The organism is Psychrobacter sp. KFRI-CH2-11, from assembly GCF_038239325.1.
Taxonomy (GTDB): Bacteria; Pseudomonadota; Gammaproteobacteria; order Pseudomonadales; family Moraxellaceae; genus Psychrobacter; species Psychrobacter celer.
On sequence record NZ_CP151283.1, the window covers coordinates 2440544 to 2453045 of the forward strand.

Below are 12502 nucleotides of genomic sequence, written 5' to 3' on the forward strand. Positions count from 1 at the left end.
ATATCCCTAAATCAATGGGGGTTATTATATTATTAAATACTGTATAAAGCCGTTGATTTGACGTTTGGTCTAAAAAACGGAACATTCGTAAACTATACACTGACACACGCTATTATCATAGTAGGTGGTGCAGCAAAGCTGAGCAAAACCCCGATTTAATGGATGGTAGCTACATCGGTGCTTGTCTACAAAAGAGAATAACATCATACGCTTTTTAGACAAAAAGTCTAAAAAAACGATAGCAAAAAGCCAAGTTATCCAGCCACATAATTTATGATAGCGAAATAACTTGGCTTTTTTTGGCTTAAAGCGAATTGCCTCATAACAGCGACACAAAAATAATGATAGTCACCTGTACTATCATTATTTTGTATTGACCATTATAAAACCAACGACTTAAGCGTCTTGACTGACCTTAAATAACTGACGGCCACGGTAGAAACCATCTTTAGTCATGTGGTGACGACGATGTTTTTCACCAGTGGTAGCATCTACGCTTAGCTCAGCCACTTCCATACGATGGTGTGAACGGCGCATGTCACGACGAGAACGGCTTTTACGACTTTTTTGAACAGCCATGATATAGCTCCTATACTTAAAGGGATAAGCTTAAAATTCAGCTTTAGTCGATACTGACAGAGGCTATAGAATCACAACAACCTAAGTCTTAAGCATCATTGGTTAAATAGATTGCCACCTACATAAAGTGCTGACTGCGTCTAAAATCGATGGGAAATTTGCCCAGTCAGCTTCTATCAGCAAGCAACTTGTTGCTAGAATGCAATAAACCGGACATTATACGCATGTTTGATGGATTAATAAAGCCCTGCCTTTCACTCTTTGACAGAAAGCGGATAAAAGGCATCATAATCTGCCATAGGCTCATTTGCCACCGCGATTATAGTTTGCCTTTGAGCGATGCCAATGCTGCAAAAGGATTTTCGTTTTCTTCTTCCTCTGGAATCTCACCAAACTGCTCAACACTCATTTCACAATCATCGTGCTTAGGGGCCATGGGTGTTTTAAGCAATATCTCATCTTCTACCAGCTTTTTTAATGGCAGCAAGTTTTCTGGCGATTGTTCAGGAATGATTTCATCAAGTAATAAATAATCCTGCTCTTCATCGACCAAGCTTATTTGGCTGTCATCATCCAACAAAGCAATGTCATAATCATCAGACAAATCAATGGCAATTGGCTGCAAACAGCGCTGACAGGTGAGCCAGATATCGCCCGCCAAGGTAAAGGCGAGATGCAGCACATTATTATGACGGTATAATTGAGTATTTAGCTGTATTGTTTGTTGCTCATGCTCTGTGGTCAGTATGGCAGCCAAACGCTCAAAACTGCGTGGTTCCACCTCTCCTGCCCACTCAAACCCACTGTCGGCCCATTTATCTAACGAGATATTTTCAGGCATAACGCTTGATACGGGCGCTTTTTTATGGTCAGTGTTATTTGCTGACGGCTTATTTTCTAAAGTGTTTGACATGCGCGGCCTCATTCATCAAAACGGTGTATAATATTGCTTGCCATACTAACGGAAAGCACCGAGGGGTGCCAGCGCTAGTATGTTACTATTTTTTGATCCCGGCTATATTTTACCGCATTGTCGCTTCACACTACCGTTTAGCACTGTCACTTGGCCTCTTCTCACAAGGTCTTTTGTCTTTATTCTCTATTTACTCTGTACTCGATCTATGACTTGTTTTACCGATCCAATGGATTTTTCTACTCTCCAGCCTCGTATTCACGCACCGATATTACGTCAGCGGCTGAGCCATTTAATAGCCTCTAGCCGCCCAGATAGTGCACTACCATCACTCATGACAAATGCGCACCTATCAATCTGGCAAGAGGACTGGCAAAAAATATCTACTATAAAAGTAGACAGTGGCCAGCAGCCTTCAGAAGCAGATAGTGAGAAAGCGGCGACTGATTGGCTGATTGGCCTGTTTAATACAGTATTTGCGCATCAAAAGGTTGTATTGGTTCGTGGTCAGGGTGAGCCAGAATACTTCCCTGCAACAGACTCTCTACCAGCGAGAATTGAGTTCGCGCATGGGTTCTTTGCCAGCGCCCTGCACGAGTGCAGCCATTGGTGCATCGCTGGTGAGGCGCGTCGGCAGTTGGCAGACTTTGGCTACTGGTATGCCCCAGATGGCCGTAGTGAAGCGCAGCAGCAAGCGTTTGAGCGCGTAGAAATCAAACCGCAAGCCCTAGAGTGTTTATTCACCTTAGCATGCGGGCGTGTGTTTCGAGTGTCACAAGACAACTTGTTTGCGGACTTCGATACCAGCGGTAGCACCTTTGCACTCGACGTATATCAGCAAGCTGAGGACTATATCGCCCGCCCTCATACCCTGCCCCGCGATGCTAAAACCTTATTGCATACTTTTTTGTGCGTGTGCAATTAATTTATAATTCATCTTAAATAAAACGAACATATAGTATATGTGCTCTGTGCTGCTGGTATTTATCTCACGCAGCATCGTCTATAAAGTCACCATAAGCGCGGCTAAAATAAAGCAGGCGCTTTTGATATCATCATAAACCGTTAACGATTTTCTACGCATCGTAACGCCCTACCACTAAACTTATATTTGCCTTGCGTTATACTAAACCAGTAAAGTGCCTTACTTGTCTTTGTCACTCTATATCATACCCCCGTGTCAGCAGTCATTGACCCGGAGTATGACTCACAATAAGGCGACGTAGTACCGATCATCGATACTGTTATAATTATAAAATAAGGAACGATTATGCAAGTTTTTTATATTCATCCCGACAATCCGCAGCCTCGTCTGATCGCTCAAGCAGCCGAGCTGCTGCGCAAAGATCAACTAATCATTTACCCTACCGATACCAGCTACGCGTTTGGGTGCCGTTTGGGCGCAAAAGAGGCCTTAGACAAACTTAAGCAAATCCGCGCACTGGATGACAAACACCAATTTACTTTACTTTGTCGCGATTTAAGCGAGATTGCCACCTATGCGACCGTAGACAATGCTCAGTATAAACAGCTAAAAGCGCATACCCCAGCCCCAATTACTTTTATCCTAAATGCGACAAAAGATGTCCCTAAAAAGCTGGCGCATCCTAAGAAAAAAACCATTGGTATCCGTGTACCAAGCAATCCTATCGCTCAAGCATTATTAGAAGCCATGGATGAACCAATTTTGACCAGCTCATTGATACTGCCCGAGCGTGACAACATCCTTGATGATCCCTTTGAAATCGAAGAACTATTAAGCAATCAAATTGATGGTTTGATCAATGCTGGTATCAAGACCACCAAGCTGACGACCATTGTAGATATGACTGGTGGGGTGCCTGAAATCATCAGACAAGGTGCAGCCGATGTTGATTCATTATTATTGTAATTAGCGACAAACTCGAAACATAAAAAAAGGCTCCAATTCAATTGGAGCCTTTTTTATACATTATATCGTCAATGCAAAATTAGTCGCGATCAACCAATTCTACATAAGCCATTGGCGCGTTGTCACCGTCACGATGACCACATTTTACGATACGTAAATAACCACCTGGACGCGTTTGGTAACGAGGACCTAACGTGCCAAATAGTTTACCGACCATAGCTTTGCTACGCATACGGCTAAATGCCAAACGGCGATTAGCAACGCTGTCTTCTTTAGCCAAAGTGATCAATGGCTCAGCAACGCGGCGCAATTCTTTAGCTTTTGGCAAAGTAGTTTTGATCAGTTCATGCTCAAACAATGAGTTGGTCATGTTCTGAAACATTGCCTTACGATGACTGCCGGTACGACCCAGCTTGACTCCACTCTTACGATGGCGCATAGTCAAAAATCCTTAAAGTTTAACGGCTACGATAAGAAAAGCGATCATCGACACGAAGGTCAGCTGGCGGCCAGTTGTCTAGGCGCATACCGAGCTCTAAATCTTTAGACGCTAGTACGTCTTTGATTTCGGTCAATGATTTCTTACCAAGATTTGGGGTTTTTAGTAGTTCAGTCTCTGAACGCTGTACCAAATCACCGATATAGTAAATGTTTTCAGCTTTCAAGCAGTTGGCTGAGCGAACCGTTAGTTCAAGATCGTCCACAGGGCGTAATAGCACCGGATCGACCTCTTCTTTTTCTTTCACAGGCTCAGGCGCTTCTTCAGCTTCTAGGTCAACAAAGATAGAAATCTGTTGTTGTAAAATAGTGGCTGCTTTACGAATTGCTTCTTCTGGATCTATAGTGCCATTAGTTTCAAGCTCAACGATAAGACGATCAAGATCAGTACGCTGCTCTACGCGAGCGTTCTCAACCTGATAAGCAACACGTAGCACAGGACTAAAGCTTGCATCAAGCTTTAAACGTCCGATTGCTTTGGTGTCACCATCTTCACGGCGCTGGTTTGCTGGCTCATATCCACGACCCATTACTACGCGCAAACGCATCTTAAGATGACCACGGTCACTTAATGTACCCAACACCAAATCTGGATTGATGATATCGACATTATGCGGTAGCGTGATGTCTGCAGCAGTAATAGTGCCTGGACCTTGTTTATCCAAGGTCAAAAATACTTCATTTTGGTCATGAAGGGTAATCGCCAAGCCTTTTAGGTTCAAAAGCAAGTCAAGTACGTCTTCTTGTAGTCCTTCAAGCGTTGAGTACTCATGGTCAACACCATCAATCTCAGCTTCAATGACTGCAGCACCAGGTAATGAAGATAACAAGATGCGACGCAGAGCATTCCCGAGGGTATGCCCAAAGCCGCGTTCTAACGGTTCGAGCGTGACTTTCGCAATCGTTTCATTCACCGTATCCACATTAATGGCGTTCGGCGTTAGAAACTCAGTTGCATTTAGCATCATGATGTCACCTCGATTTATTAAACTGGTTTAATTAACGTTCATTGCTCAACGCCATGATTATGACATTGAGCGGTACGTCATTTACTTAGAGTATAGCTCAACGATCAAGCTTTCGTTGATTTCAGCAGGTAGATCAATACGATCAGGCGCTTGTTTAAACGTGCCTTGTAGTTTGCTGTGATCAACATCTAGCCATTCTGGAATGCCACGCTGAGTCGCTAGTTCGATAGCGTTTTTGATACGTAGCTGTTCGCGAGACTTCTCTTGGATAGCGATGACATCACCATCTTGCAACTGAATTGATGGAATGTTCACACGAACAAACTCATCACGGCCAGCTTTTTTTACCATAACAGCACGATGGCTGACTAGCTGACGTGCTTCGGCGCGAGTTGAGCCAAAGCCCATGCGATATACTACGTTGTCTAAACGGCTCTCAAGCATGGCTAGTAGGTTTTCACCAGTAGCACCACGCTTACGAGCAGCTTCTTTATAGTAGTTCGCAAACTGACGCTCTAGTACACCGTAGATACGCTTAACTTTTTGTTTTTCACGTAACTGCAAAGAGTACTCTGAGCTTTTGTTACGGCTCACACCATGTTGACCAGGTGGACGAGCAGCTTTCTTTGTTTTTACGTCATATGGCTTAACACCAGACTTAAGGCCTAAGTCTGTGCCTTCACGACGTGATAATTTGAGTTTTGGTCCAATATAACGGGCCATTGTTATGTCTCCTATAAGCTCTTATGATAAAAAGCTTCGTCTTTAATATTAGACGCGGCGCTTTTTCGGCGCACGGCAACCATTGTGTGGGATTGGGGTTACATCAGAAATGCTGTTTACTTTATAACCCAATGCACCTAGTGCTCTTACCGCAGACTCACGACCCGGTCCTGGTCCTTTGACCAAAACATCGATATTCTTAACACCATACTCTTGAGCGGCTTTACCAGCAACTTCAGCTGCAACCTGGGCTGCAAATGGTGTAGATTTACGTGAACCACGGAAGCCTTGTCCACCTGAAGTGGCCCAAGCCAGTGCATTACCTTGACGATCGGTAATCGTAACAATGGTGTTATTAAAAGACGCATGGATATGGGCAACGCCCTCCGATACTGAACGACGAGTCACTTTTTTGCGACTACGAGTGTCTTTAGCCATCTTTTAGCTTCCTAAGTTAATTATCTTTTGAGAGGGCGTGTCGGACCCTTGCGAGTACGAGCGTTGTTTTTGGTGTTTTGACCACGAACAGGCAGGTTACGGCGATGGCGGATGCCACGGTAACAGCCTAGATCAACCAAACGCTTGATATTCATAGACACTTCACGACGAAGATCACCTTCAGTCATGTATTCTGCAACTTGTGCACGGATAGCATCTAACTGTGTATCATCTAACTGACTGACTTTAGTAGTAGGAGCGATGCCAACTGCGTCTAAAATTTTCTGAGCAGTGGTACGGCCTACACCAAAGATGTAAGTTAGTGAAATAACAGCATGCTTATTATCCGGAATGTTTACGCCGGCAATACGAGCCATTGATTTCTCTCCATTAAAGAAAAATAAGCGTTATTTATCAATAAGGCTGTATTTTTCAGATTTGTTGCTGTCAATACGAAAGCTTTTATAATGACTATCGCTACTTTGACTCATCAACAAGCCCATTCATCGACAGCATTATAAAAGTTTTGCATAAACTACGGCAAGTGGCGGATGATATCGCATCCGCCGTTATTTTTCAAGTATTAATTGCTATAGTAACAAAACCGAAGGTTTGTTGCTACTAGATATTAACCTTGACGTTGCTTGTGGCGAGGTTCTGCTGTACAAATAACATGTACACGGCCTTTACGGCGCACAACTTTACAGCTACCACAAATCTTTTTAACTGATGCTTGAACTTTCATAGCATGCTCCTTTGAGATATCGTACCGCTCATTTAAGGTTGAGTGGGCGATTGAATTAACGTCTGATCATGATATTGATGGGTCATCAAGTGCGCTTGAATTTGCGAGATGAAGTCCATTACCACAACCACCATAATCAGCAAAGACGTACCACCAAGCTGGAAAGGTACACCAAACGATGACTGGACGACCATTGGCATTAAACAAATAACCGTCATATACATCGCGCCAATAAAGGTCAGTCGGTTTAATACATGATCGAGGTAACGCTGAGTTTGTTGTCCGGGGCGAATACCTGGAATATACGCTCCACTACGTTTAAGGTTTTCTGCTACTTCACGCGGGCTAAAGACCAATGCCGTATAAAAATAACAGAAGAAAATAATCATTGCGCCAAACAGTACTAAATATAGCGGTTGTCCTGGCGACAGTACCAATGCCATATTTTGTAATATTTTTTGTGTAAAAGTAGGATCTGTTGACTGACCGACCCACTGCCCTAAACTGGCTGGAAACAACAATAAAGAGCTGGCAAAAATGGCGGGAATAACCCCTGCCATGTTTAATTTCAGCGGCAAATGTGACTGCTGCTGAGCATAAATCTTGCGCCCTTGCTGCTGTTTCTGTGCATAATTAACAGGGACACGGCGCTGGGCACGTTCAATATAAACGATACCAGCGGTCACCGCGATGCCTAGTAACACAAAAATAAACAGTACAATCAAATTCATCTGACCTTGATTGACCTGCTCGATAGACTGCGAAATCATACCTGGCGTACCGGCTACAATACTGGCAAAAATCAGCATTGAGATACCGTTACCGACACCGCGCTCTGTAATCTGCTCACCAAGCCACATCAAGAACATAGCACCTGCTACCAGCGAAGTAACCGCTGGAATATAAAAGGTCAGGCCGGTAGATAAAGTAAGATTTTGGCTGATTAAGCCAGCACACATTCCTAATGACTGTACTAGAGCCAAAGCAAGCGTTCCTTGACGGGTATACTTGTTTAGCTTGCGTCGTCCTGCTTCACCTTCTTTTTTGAGGGCTTCAAGCGATGGCAGTACCGCAGACATCATCTGTACAATAATCGATGCTGAAATATATGGCATGATGCCAAGTGCCATGATCGACATACGCTCTAGCGCACCACCTGAAAACATATTGAACATGCTCAAAATGGTATTTTCGTTGCGCGAAAACAGATCAGCCAAGTTGACCGGATTGATACCCGGTACTGGAATATGCGACCCTAAACGATAAACAATCAATGCGCCGATTAAGAATAATAAACGCGTCCATAGCTCATCATACTTGCGTATGAAGGCAAATGGATTGAGCGGTATACCACTTGAGGTCATTGATTGTTTTGACACGTTACTACTCCTCGATGCTACCACCAGCAGCTTCGATTGCTTGCTTAGCGCCTTTTGTTACTTTGATACCTTTGAAGGTATAAGCTTTAGTAACTTCGCCTGATAGCATAACGCGAGCACGTTTCATATCGTGACGGATAAGGTTGGCTGCTTTTAGCGTTTCAATGCTAACCACATCGCCTTCAATTTTGTTCAGCTCAGACAGACGAACTTCTGCAGTTGTCATTGCCATTTTACTGGTAAAACCGAATTTTGGTAGACGACGATATAAAGGCATTTGACCACCTTCAAATCCTGAGCGAATGCTAGAACCTGAACGAGACTTTTGGCCTTTTACACCGCGGCCACCAGTCTTACCAAGACCTGAACCGATACCACGACCACGACGTTGGGCAGTTTTCTTTGCGCCAACACCTGGTGATAATTCATTTAATCTAAGACCCATTACGCTTCCTCCACTTTTACCATGTAGTTGACGCGATTAACCATACCACGGGTTGAAGGAGTATCCTCAACGACCACACTATGACCAATACGGCGTAAACCCAATCCTTTCAAGCTCGCTTTGTGGCTCTTTAGGCGATGGGCACCCGATTTAAATTGAGTGACTTTCATTTTTTTCATCGTAACTCACCTAGTCTAAGTTAACCCAAGATTTCGTCTACAGATTTACCACGCTTTGCTGCCATCTTTTCTGGAGTTGACATATCACGTAAACCGTTAAACGTTGCACGAACAACGTTAGCAGTGTTGGTAGAACCATAACATTTAGTCAAAACATCTTTGACACCAGCAACTTCTAATACCGCACGCATTGCGCCACCGGCGATTACGCCAGTACCTTCAGATGCAGGCTGCATAAAGACTTTACTAGCACCATGACGTGCTTTGATCGGATGATACAAAGTTGCATCATTTAGCTCAACAGTAATCATGTTGCGCTTAGCAGCTTCTAGTGCTTTTTGGATAGCAGCTGGCACTTCACGTGCTTTACCACGGCCAAAACCAACACGGCCATTACCATCACCCACTACCGTCAAGGCGGTGAATGAGAAAATACGACCACCTTTAACTACTTTTGCAACACGATCAACGGTAACTAAGCGTTCTACTAGACCGTCAGTCTGTTCATTTTTATCATTTTTATCATTTCTAGCCATGATTAAAACTCCAATCCGTTTTCGCGAGCAGCTTCAGCCAAAGCTTTTACTCGACCATGATATTTAAAACCACTACGGTCAAAGGCAACTTTCGTAATGCCAGCTGCTTTTGCGCGTTCTGCGATCATTTGGCCTACAGACGTTGCTGCATCAACATTACCAGTTGAGCCAGAGCGTAAGCTGCTGTCTAAGGTAGATGCCTGAGCAATCACTTCACCACCGTTTGGAGAGATAATCTGGGCATAAATATGTCTTGGTGTACGGTTAACCGTTAAGCGATGAACGCCTAGATGACGGATATGCGCACGGGTTTTCTTTGCTCGACGTAGACGAGCTGCTTTTTTATCAAACATTTCAACTCACCTTATTTTTTCTTAGCTTCTTTGCGAATCACATGCTCGTCACTATAACGAATACCTTTACCTTTATAAGGCTCAGGTGGGCGGAAACCACGGATATTAGCCGCTGCTTGACCAAGCTGCTGCTTATCGTTTGATTTCAAAACGATTTCAGTTTGCGTTGGGGTTTCAGCTGACACACCTTCAGGTAGCGTATATTCTACTGGATGTGAGTAACCAACGTTTAGGGTTACTTTGTTACCAGTAGCTTGTGCGCGATAACCAACACCAATTAGCTGAAGACGTTTTTCAAAGCCTTCGCTCACGCCTGTTACATAGTTGTTTAACAGTGCGCGCATGGTGCCTGTGTGCATCATAGCTTCTTTTGAATCGACTGCAGGTGAGAAAATGATAGCATCATCTTCCTGTTTCAGCTCGACCAATTCATGCAGGCGTAAAGACATAGTGCCGTTCTTGCCTTTAACTTCGACCTGCCGATCGTTCAAAGTAACGCTTACGCCGTTTGGCAGCGTCACTGGGGCTTTAGCCACACGAGACATAGGAATATTCCTTAAAAAATTAACTTGCTTTTATTAGCGAAAAAACTAACAGGCTAAAAAGCCTGCTAGTTTAGCATAATTGTCCCCATTAAACACCATACAATTTTATTAAAATCTGATGTTTAGCTTTCTAAGCTTGTCATGTACCACTATAAATTACGACAGGCTTAATGGGTTCAAGTAGACTTTATCGTCTGATTACCTAAGCAACAAATGCTAATTAGGCAACGAATGCGACGATTTCACCACCGACACCAGCAGCGCGTGCAGCACGATCGCTCATGATGCCTTGACTGGTTGATACGATAGCAACACCCATACCTTGCTTAACAGTAGGGATAGCGTCTTTGCCGCGATGCTGGCGTAGGCCAGGACGGCTATAACGTTGGATCGTTTCGATGACAGGGCGGCCTTCGAAATATTTTAACTCGATAGTTAGTGTCGCTTTGTTGTTTTCTTCTTCTGTCACAACTGCGCTCGCCACATAACCTTCAGCAACCAATAAATCAGCGATTGATTTACGTAGTTTAGAGCTCGGCATTGCTACCGATACTTTATTGGCCATTTGTGCGTTACGAATACGGGTTAGCATATCCCCAACGGTATCTTGCATACTCATGTAGTTACTCCTTACCAGCTTGCTTTACGAACACCAGGCACATCGCCTTGCATGACACGCTCACGCAGCATATTGCGTGATAAGCCAAACTTGCGGAAGTAACCGTGAGGACGACCGGTGATAGCACAACGATTGCGTAGACGTACTGGTGAGGCGTTGCGTGGTAGTGCTTGTAGCTCTAACATCGCGTCCATACGCTCTTCGTCTGATGCGTTGATATCACTGATAGTTTGTTTTAGCTTGATACGCTTTTCAGCATACTTAGCAACCATTTTTTCGCGTTTTAATTCGCGGTTAATCATGCTCTTCTTTGCCATAACGTCTTTACCTTATTTAAATGGGAAGCCGAATGCTTTAAGCAACGCACGACCTTCTTCATCAGTACCTGCTGACGTAGTGATGGTCACATCCATACCGCGGATGCGATCGATCTTGTCAAAATCTACTTCTGGGAATACGATTTGTTCTTTGATACCCAATGAGTAGTTGCCACGTCCGTCAAAGGCTTTAGGCGAAAAACCGCGGAAATCACGAATACGAGGAATTGCAATGGCAATGAGACGATCTAAAAATTCGTACATTTGCTCACCGCGTAGCGTTACTTTACAGCCAATTGGCCATTCTTCACGAATCTTAAAACCAGCAACTGATTTGCGCGCTTTGGTGATAACAGGTTTTTGACCAGCAATAGCGGTCATGTCAGAAACAGCACCTTCAAGCAATTTCTTGTCTTGAGACGCGCCGCCTACACCCATATTCAGTGTGATCTTGGTGATTTTAGGCACCTGCATCACGTTTGCCAAACCAAGCTCTTCTTTGATTTGCTGTTTTAATTTATCGTTATATAAAGATTTTAATCTTGCCATTACCATTACACCCTTAGTGTCTTACGCAGTCGCCACTACTTCACCGTTTGAACGATAGACGCGTTGTTTGTTGCCGTCTTCGTCAAACTGATAAGTAATACGATCTGCTTTTTGGGTTTGCGCATTTAAGATTGCGACATTTGAAATATGCAAAAAAGCTTCTTGCTTAACGATACCACCTTCAGTACCAGTCGCCTGATTTGGCTTTTGGTGCTTGGTGACGATGTTAATGCCTTCAACTTTAATACGATCATTTTTTACAGCTTGTACAGTACCTTGCTTGCCTTTGTCTTTCCCAGCAATCACGATAACTGTATCGCCTTTACGTAATTTTGACATGGATTACCTCACAATACTTCTGGTGCTAGTGATACAATTTTCATAAACTGATCACCACGTAGTTCACGAGTTACCGGTCCAAAAATACGAGTTGCAATCGGTGCTTTATTTTGGTTCAACAATACCGCAGCATTGTCATCAAAACGCAGGACAGAACCATCAGGACGACGAACGCCTTTTTTGGTACGTACAACTACTGCATTCATCACGTCGCCTTTTTTGACACGACCACGCGGAATGGCTTCTTTAACCGTTACTTTAATAATGTCGCCAACTGATGCATAACGACGATGAGAACCACCCAGTACTTTAATGCACTGAACTCGCCTTGCACCGCTATTGTCTGCAACTTCCAGCATTGACTCAACCTGAATCATAGCGTTACTCCACACGTATGAGCAATAAAAACCAGTTGCTGCCGCTAGCACAGTATGAGTAGACGGCATTTTTTAATAAATAACCGCGACTTACTCTTAATGTGAGTGA

At 43.8% G+C, this 12502-nt stretch carries 21 protein-coding genes; 2 read left to right on the forward strand and 19 right to left on the reverse strand.

The annotated features are described in order from the left end of the window. Window positions 1-396: 396 nt before the first annotated feature. The gene (rpmF, locus tag AADH33_RS10045; protein ID WP_010196743.1) at window positions 397-579 is read right to left on the reverse strand and encodes a 50S ribosomal protein L32; all 183 of its coding nucleotides are present in this window, start codon (window positions 577-579) and stop codon (window positions 397-399) included. Window positions 580-898: 319 nt separating this feature from the next. Then, window positions 899-1492 (reverse strand): YceD family protein, encoded by a 594-nt coding sequence (locus AADH33_RS10050; RefSeq protein WP_075102290.1) that lies wholly within the window; start codon window positions 1490-1492, stop codon window positions 899-901. A 208-nt stretch (window positions 1493-1700) separates the two neighbouring features. Between AADH33_RS10050 and AADH33_RS10055 the strand changes: the two genes are divergently transcribed. Beyond that, complete coding sequence (locus tag AADH33_RS10055; protein WP_348548809.1) at window positions 1701-2417, forward strand: elongation factor P hydroxylase; 717 nt, start codon at window positions 1701-1703, stop codon at window positions 2415-2417. 345 nt (window positions 2418-2762) lie between these two features. Then, window positions 2763-3383 (forward strand): L-threonylcarbamoyladenylate synthase, encoded by a 621-nt coding sequence (locus AADH33_RS10060; RefSeq protein ID WP_348548810.1) that lies wholly within the window; start codon window positions 2763-2765, stop codon window positions 3381-3383. A gap of 79 nt (window positions 3384-3462) precedes the next feature. On the opposite strand, the gene rplQ is transcribed toward AADH33_RS10060, so the two are convergent. The 17 genes from rplQ to rplN form a co-directional block, all read right to left on the reverse strand. Next, a complete protein-coding gene (gene rplQ / locus AADH33_RS10065) occupies window positions 3463-3822 on the reverse strand; it encodes a 50S ribosomal protein L17 (protein ID WP_075102287.1) in 360 nt (119 codons plus the stop codon). 19 nt (window positions 3823-3841) lie between these two features. Beyond that, window positions 3842-4849, reverse strand: a complete 1008-nt coding sequence (rpoA, locus tag AADH33_RS10070) for a DNA-directed RNA polymerase subunit alpha (protein WP_075102286.1) — start codon at window positions 4847-4849, stop codon at window positions 3842-3844. An 81-nt stretch (window positions 4850-4930) separates the two neighbouring features. Further along, window positions 4931-5572 (reverse strand): 30S ribosomal protein S4, encoded by a 642-nt coding sequence (rpsD, locus tag AADH33_RS10075; RefSeq protein ID WP_075102285.1) that lies wholly within the window; start codon window positions 5570-5572, stop codon window positions 4931-4933. A 48-nt stretch (window positions 5573-5620) separates the two neighbouring features. Further along, entirely contained in the window at window positions 5621-6010 is a 390-nt protein-coding gene (rpsK, locus tag AADH33_RS10080) for a 30S ribosomal protein S11 (protein WP_058368279.1), read from the reverse strand. Between the two features lie 20 nt (window positions 6011-6030). After that, on the reverse strand, window positions 6031-6387 hold the full coding sequence (gene rpsM, locus AADH33_RS10085) for a 30S ribosomal protein S13 (protein ID WP_075102284.1): 357 nt from the start codon (window positions 6385-6387) through the stop codon (window positions 6031-6033). Window positions 6388-6638: 251 nt separating this feature from the next. Further along, complete coding sequence (rpmJ, locus tag AADH33_RS10090) at window positions 6639-6755, reverse strand: 50S ribosomal protein L36 (protein ID WP_011279805.1); 117 nt, start codon at window positions 6753-6755, stop codon at window positions 6639-6641. A 32-nt stretch (window positions 6756-6787) separates the two neighbouring features. Further along, entirely contained in the window at window positions 6788-8119 is a 1332-nt protein-coding gene (gene secY, locus AADH33_RS10095; RefSeq protein WP_178377954.1) for a preprotein translocase subunit SecY, read from the reverse strand. 19 nt (window positions 8120-8138) lie between these two features. Continuing rightward, window positions 8139-8579, reverse strand: a complete 441-nt coding sequence (rplO, locus tag AADH33_RS10100) for a 50S ribosomal protein L15 (RefSeq protein ID WP_198336875.1) — start codon at window positions 8577-8579, stop codon at window positions 8139-8141. Continuing rightward, window positions 8579-8758 (reverse strand): 50S ribosomal protein L30, encoded by a 180-nt coding sequence (rpmD, locus tag AADH33_RS10105; protein WP_071003155.1) that lies wholly within the window; start codon window positions 8756-8758, stop codon window positions 8579-8581. Before rpmD ends, rplO begins: the two co-directional genes overlap by 1 nt. Before the next feature lie 20 nt (window positions 8759-8778). Continuing rightward, window positions 8779-9294: a 30S ribosomal protein S5 gene (gene rpsE, locus AADH33_RS10110; RefSeq protein WP_075102281.1), complete on the reverse strand. Its 516-nt coding sequence runs from the start codon at window positions 9292-9294 to the stop codon at window positions 8779-8781. 2 nt (window positions 9295-9296) lie between these two features. Next, the gene (gene rplR, locus AADH33_RS10115) at window positions 9297-9647 is read right to left on the reverse strand and encodes a 50S ribosomal protein L18 (RefSeq protein ID WP_075102280.1); all 351 of its coding nucleotides are present in this window, start codon (window positions 9645-9647) and stop codon (window positions 9297-9299) included. A gap of 11 nt (window positions 9648-9658) precedes the next feature. Then, window positions 9659-10192: a 50S ribosomal protein L6 gene (gene rplF, locus AADH33_RS10120; RefSeq protein WP_075102279.1), complete on the reverse strand. Its 534-nt coding sequence runs from the start codon at window positions 10190-10192 to the stop codon at window positions 9659-9661. Window positions 10193-10412: 220 nt separating this feature from the next. Next, window positions 10413-10811: a 30S ribosomal protein S8 gene (gene rpsH, locus AADH33_RS10125; protein ID WP_075102278.1), complete on the reverse strand. Its 399-nt coding sequence runs from the start codon at window positions 10809-10811 to the stop codon at window positions 10413-10415. An 11-nt stretch (window positions 10812-10822) separates the two neighbouring features. Then, window positions 10823-11128 carry a 30S ribosomal protein S14 gene (gene rpsN / locus AADH33_RS10130; protein ID WP_075102277.1) on the reverse strand — a complete coding sequence of 102 codons (306 nt, stop codon included), beginning with the start codon at window positions 11126-11128 and terminating at the stop codon, window positions 10823-10825. A 12-nt stretch (window positions 11129-11140) separates the two neighbouring features. Beyond that, window positions 11141-11677 (reverse strand): 50S ribosomal protein L5, encoded by a 537-nt coding sequence (gene rplE / locus AADH33_RS10135; RefSeq protein WP_075102276.1) that lies wholly within the window; start codon window positions 11675-11677, stop codon window positions 11141-11143. Between the two features lie 21 nt (window positions 11678-11698). After that, window positions 11699-12016: a 50S ribosomal protein L24 gene (gene rplX / locus AADH33_RS10140; RefSeq protein ID WP_075102275.1), complete on the reverse strand. Its 318-nt coding sequence runs from the start codon at window positions 12014-12016 to the stop codon at window positions 11699-11701. Window positions 12017-12024: 8 nt separating this feature from the next. Continuing rightward, on the reverse strand, window positions 12025-12393 hold the full coding sequence (rplN, locus tag AADH33_RS10145) for a 50S ribosomal protein L14 (protein ID WP_010196702.1): 369 nt from the start codon (window positions 12391-12393) through the stop codon (window positions 12025-12027). Window positions 12394-12502 lie beyond the last annotated feature (109 nt).

Excerpts from the sequence above, each read along its gene's own strand:
- rpmJ (WP_011279805.1), bottom strand. The coding sequence starts at position 6,755 with ATGAAAGTTCAAGCATCAGTTAAAAAGATTTGTGGTAGCTGTAAAGTT.
- rplF (WP_075102279.1), bottom strand. The coding sequence starts at position 10,192 with ATGTCTCGTGTGGCTAAAGCCCCAGTGACGCTGCCAAACGGCGTAAGC.
- rplO (WP_198336875.1), bottom strand. The coding sequence starts at position 8,579 with ATGGGTCTTAGATTAAATGAATTATCACCAGGTGTTGGCGCAAAGAAA.
- rpsE (WP_075102281.1), bottom strand. The coding sequence starts at position 9,294 with ATGGCTAGAAATGATAAAAATGATAAAAATGAACAGACTGACGGTCTA.
- rplE (WP_075102276.1), bottom strand. The coding sequence starts at position 11,677 with ATGGCAAGATTAAAATCTTTATATAACGATAAATTAAAACAGCAAATC.
- rpsM (WP_075102284.1), bottom strand. The coding sequence starts at position 6,387 with ATGGCTCGTATTGCCGGCGTAAACATTCCGGATAATAAGCATGCTGTT.
- rpmD (WP_071003155.1), bottom strand. The coding sequence starts at position 8,758 with ATGAAAAAAATGAAAGTCACTCAATTTAAATCGGGTGCCCATCGCCTA.
- rpmF (WP_010196743.1), bottom strand. The coding sequence starts at position 579 with ATGGCTGTTCAAAAAAGTCGTAAAAGCCGTTCTCGTCGTGACATGCGC.
- secY (WP_178377954.1), bottom strand. The coding sequence starts at position 8,119 with ATGACCTCAAGTGGTATACCGCTCAATCCATTTGCCTTCATACGCAAG.
- rplQ (WP_075102287.1), bottom strand. The coding sequence starts at position 3,822 with ATGCGCCATCGTAAGAGTGGAGTCAAGCTGGGTCGTACCGGCAGTCAT.
- AADH33_RS10050 (WP_075102290.1), bottom strand. The coding sequence starts at position 1,492 with ATGTCAAACACTTTAGAAAATAAGCCGTCAGCAAATAACACTGACCAT.
- rpsN (WP_075102277.1), bottom strand. The coding sequence starts at position 11,128 with ATGGCAAAGAAGAGCATGATTAACCGCGAATTAAAACGCGAAAAAATG.
- AADH33_RS10055 (WP_348548809.1), top strand. The coding sequence starts at position 1,701 with ATGACTTGTTTTACCGATCCAATGGATTTTTCTACTCTCCAGCCTCGT.
- rpsK (WP_058368279.1), bottom strand. The coding sequence starts at position 6,010 with ATGGCTAAAGACACTCGTAGTCGCAAAAAAGTGACTCGTCGTTCAGTA.
- rpsH (WP_075102278.1), bottom strand. The coding sequence starts at position 10,811 with ATGAGTATGCAAGATACCGTTGGGGATATGCTAACCCGTATTCGTAAC.
- rplR (WP_075102280.1), bottom strand. The coding sequence starts at position 9,647 with ATGTTTGATAAAAAAGCAGCTCGTCTACGTCGAGCAAAGAAAACCCGT.
- AADH33_RS10060 (WP_348548810.1), top strand. The coding sequence starts at position 2,763 with ATGCAAGTTTTTTATATTCATCCCGACAATCCGCAGCCTCGTCTGATC.
- rpoA (WP_075102286.1), bottom strand. The coding sequence starts at position 4,849 with ATGATGCTAAATGCAACTGAGTTTCTAACGCCGAACGCCATTAATGTG.
- rpsD (WP_075102285.1), bottom strand. The coding sequence starts at position 5,572 with ATGGCCCGTTATATTGGACCAAAACTCAAATTATCACGTCGTGAAGGC.
- rplN (WP_010196702.1), bottom strand. The coding sequence starts at position 12,393 with ATGATTCAGGTTGAGTCAATGCTGGAAGTTGCAGACAATAGCGGTGCA.
- rplX (WP_075102275.1), bottom strand. The coding sequence starts at position 12,016 with ATGTCAAAATTACGTAAAGGCGATACAGTTATCGTGATTGCTGGGAAA.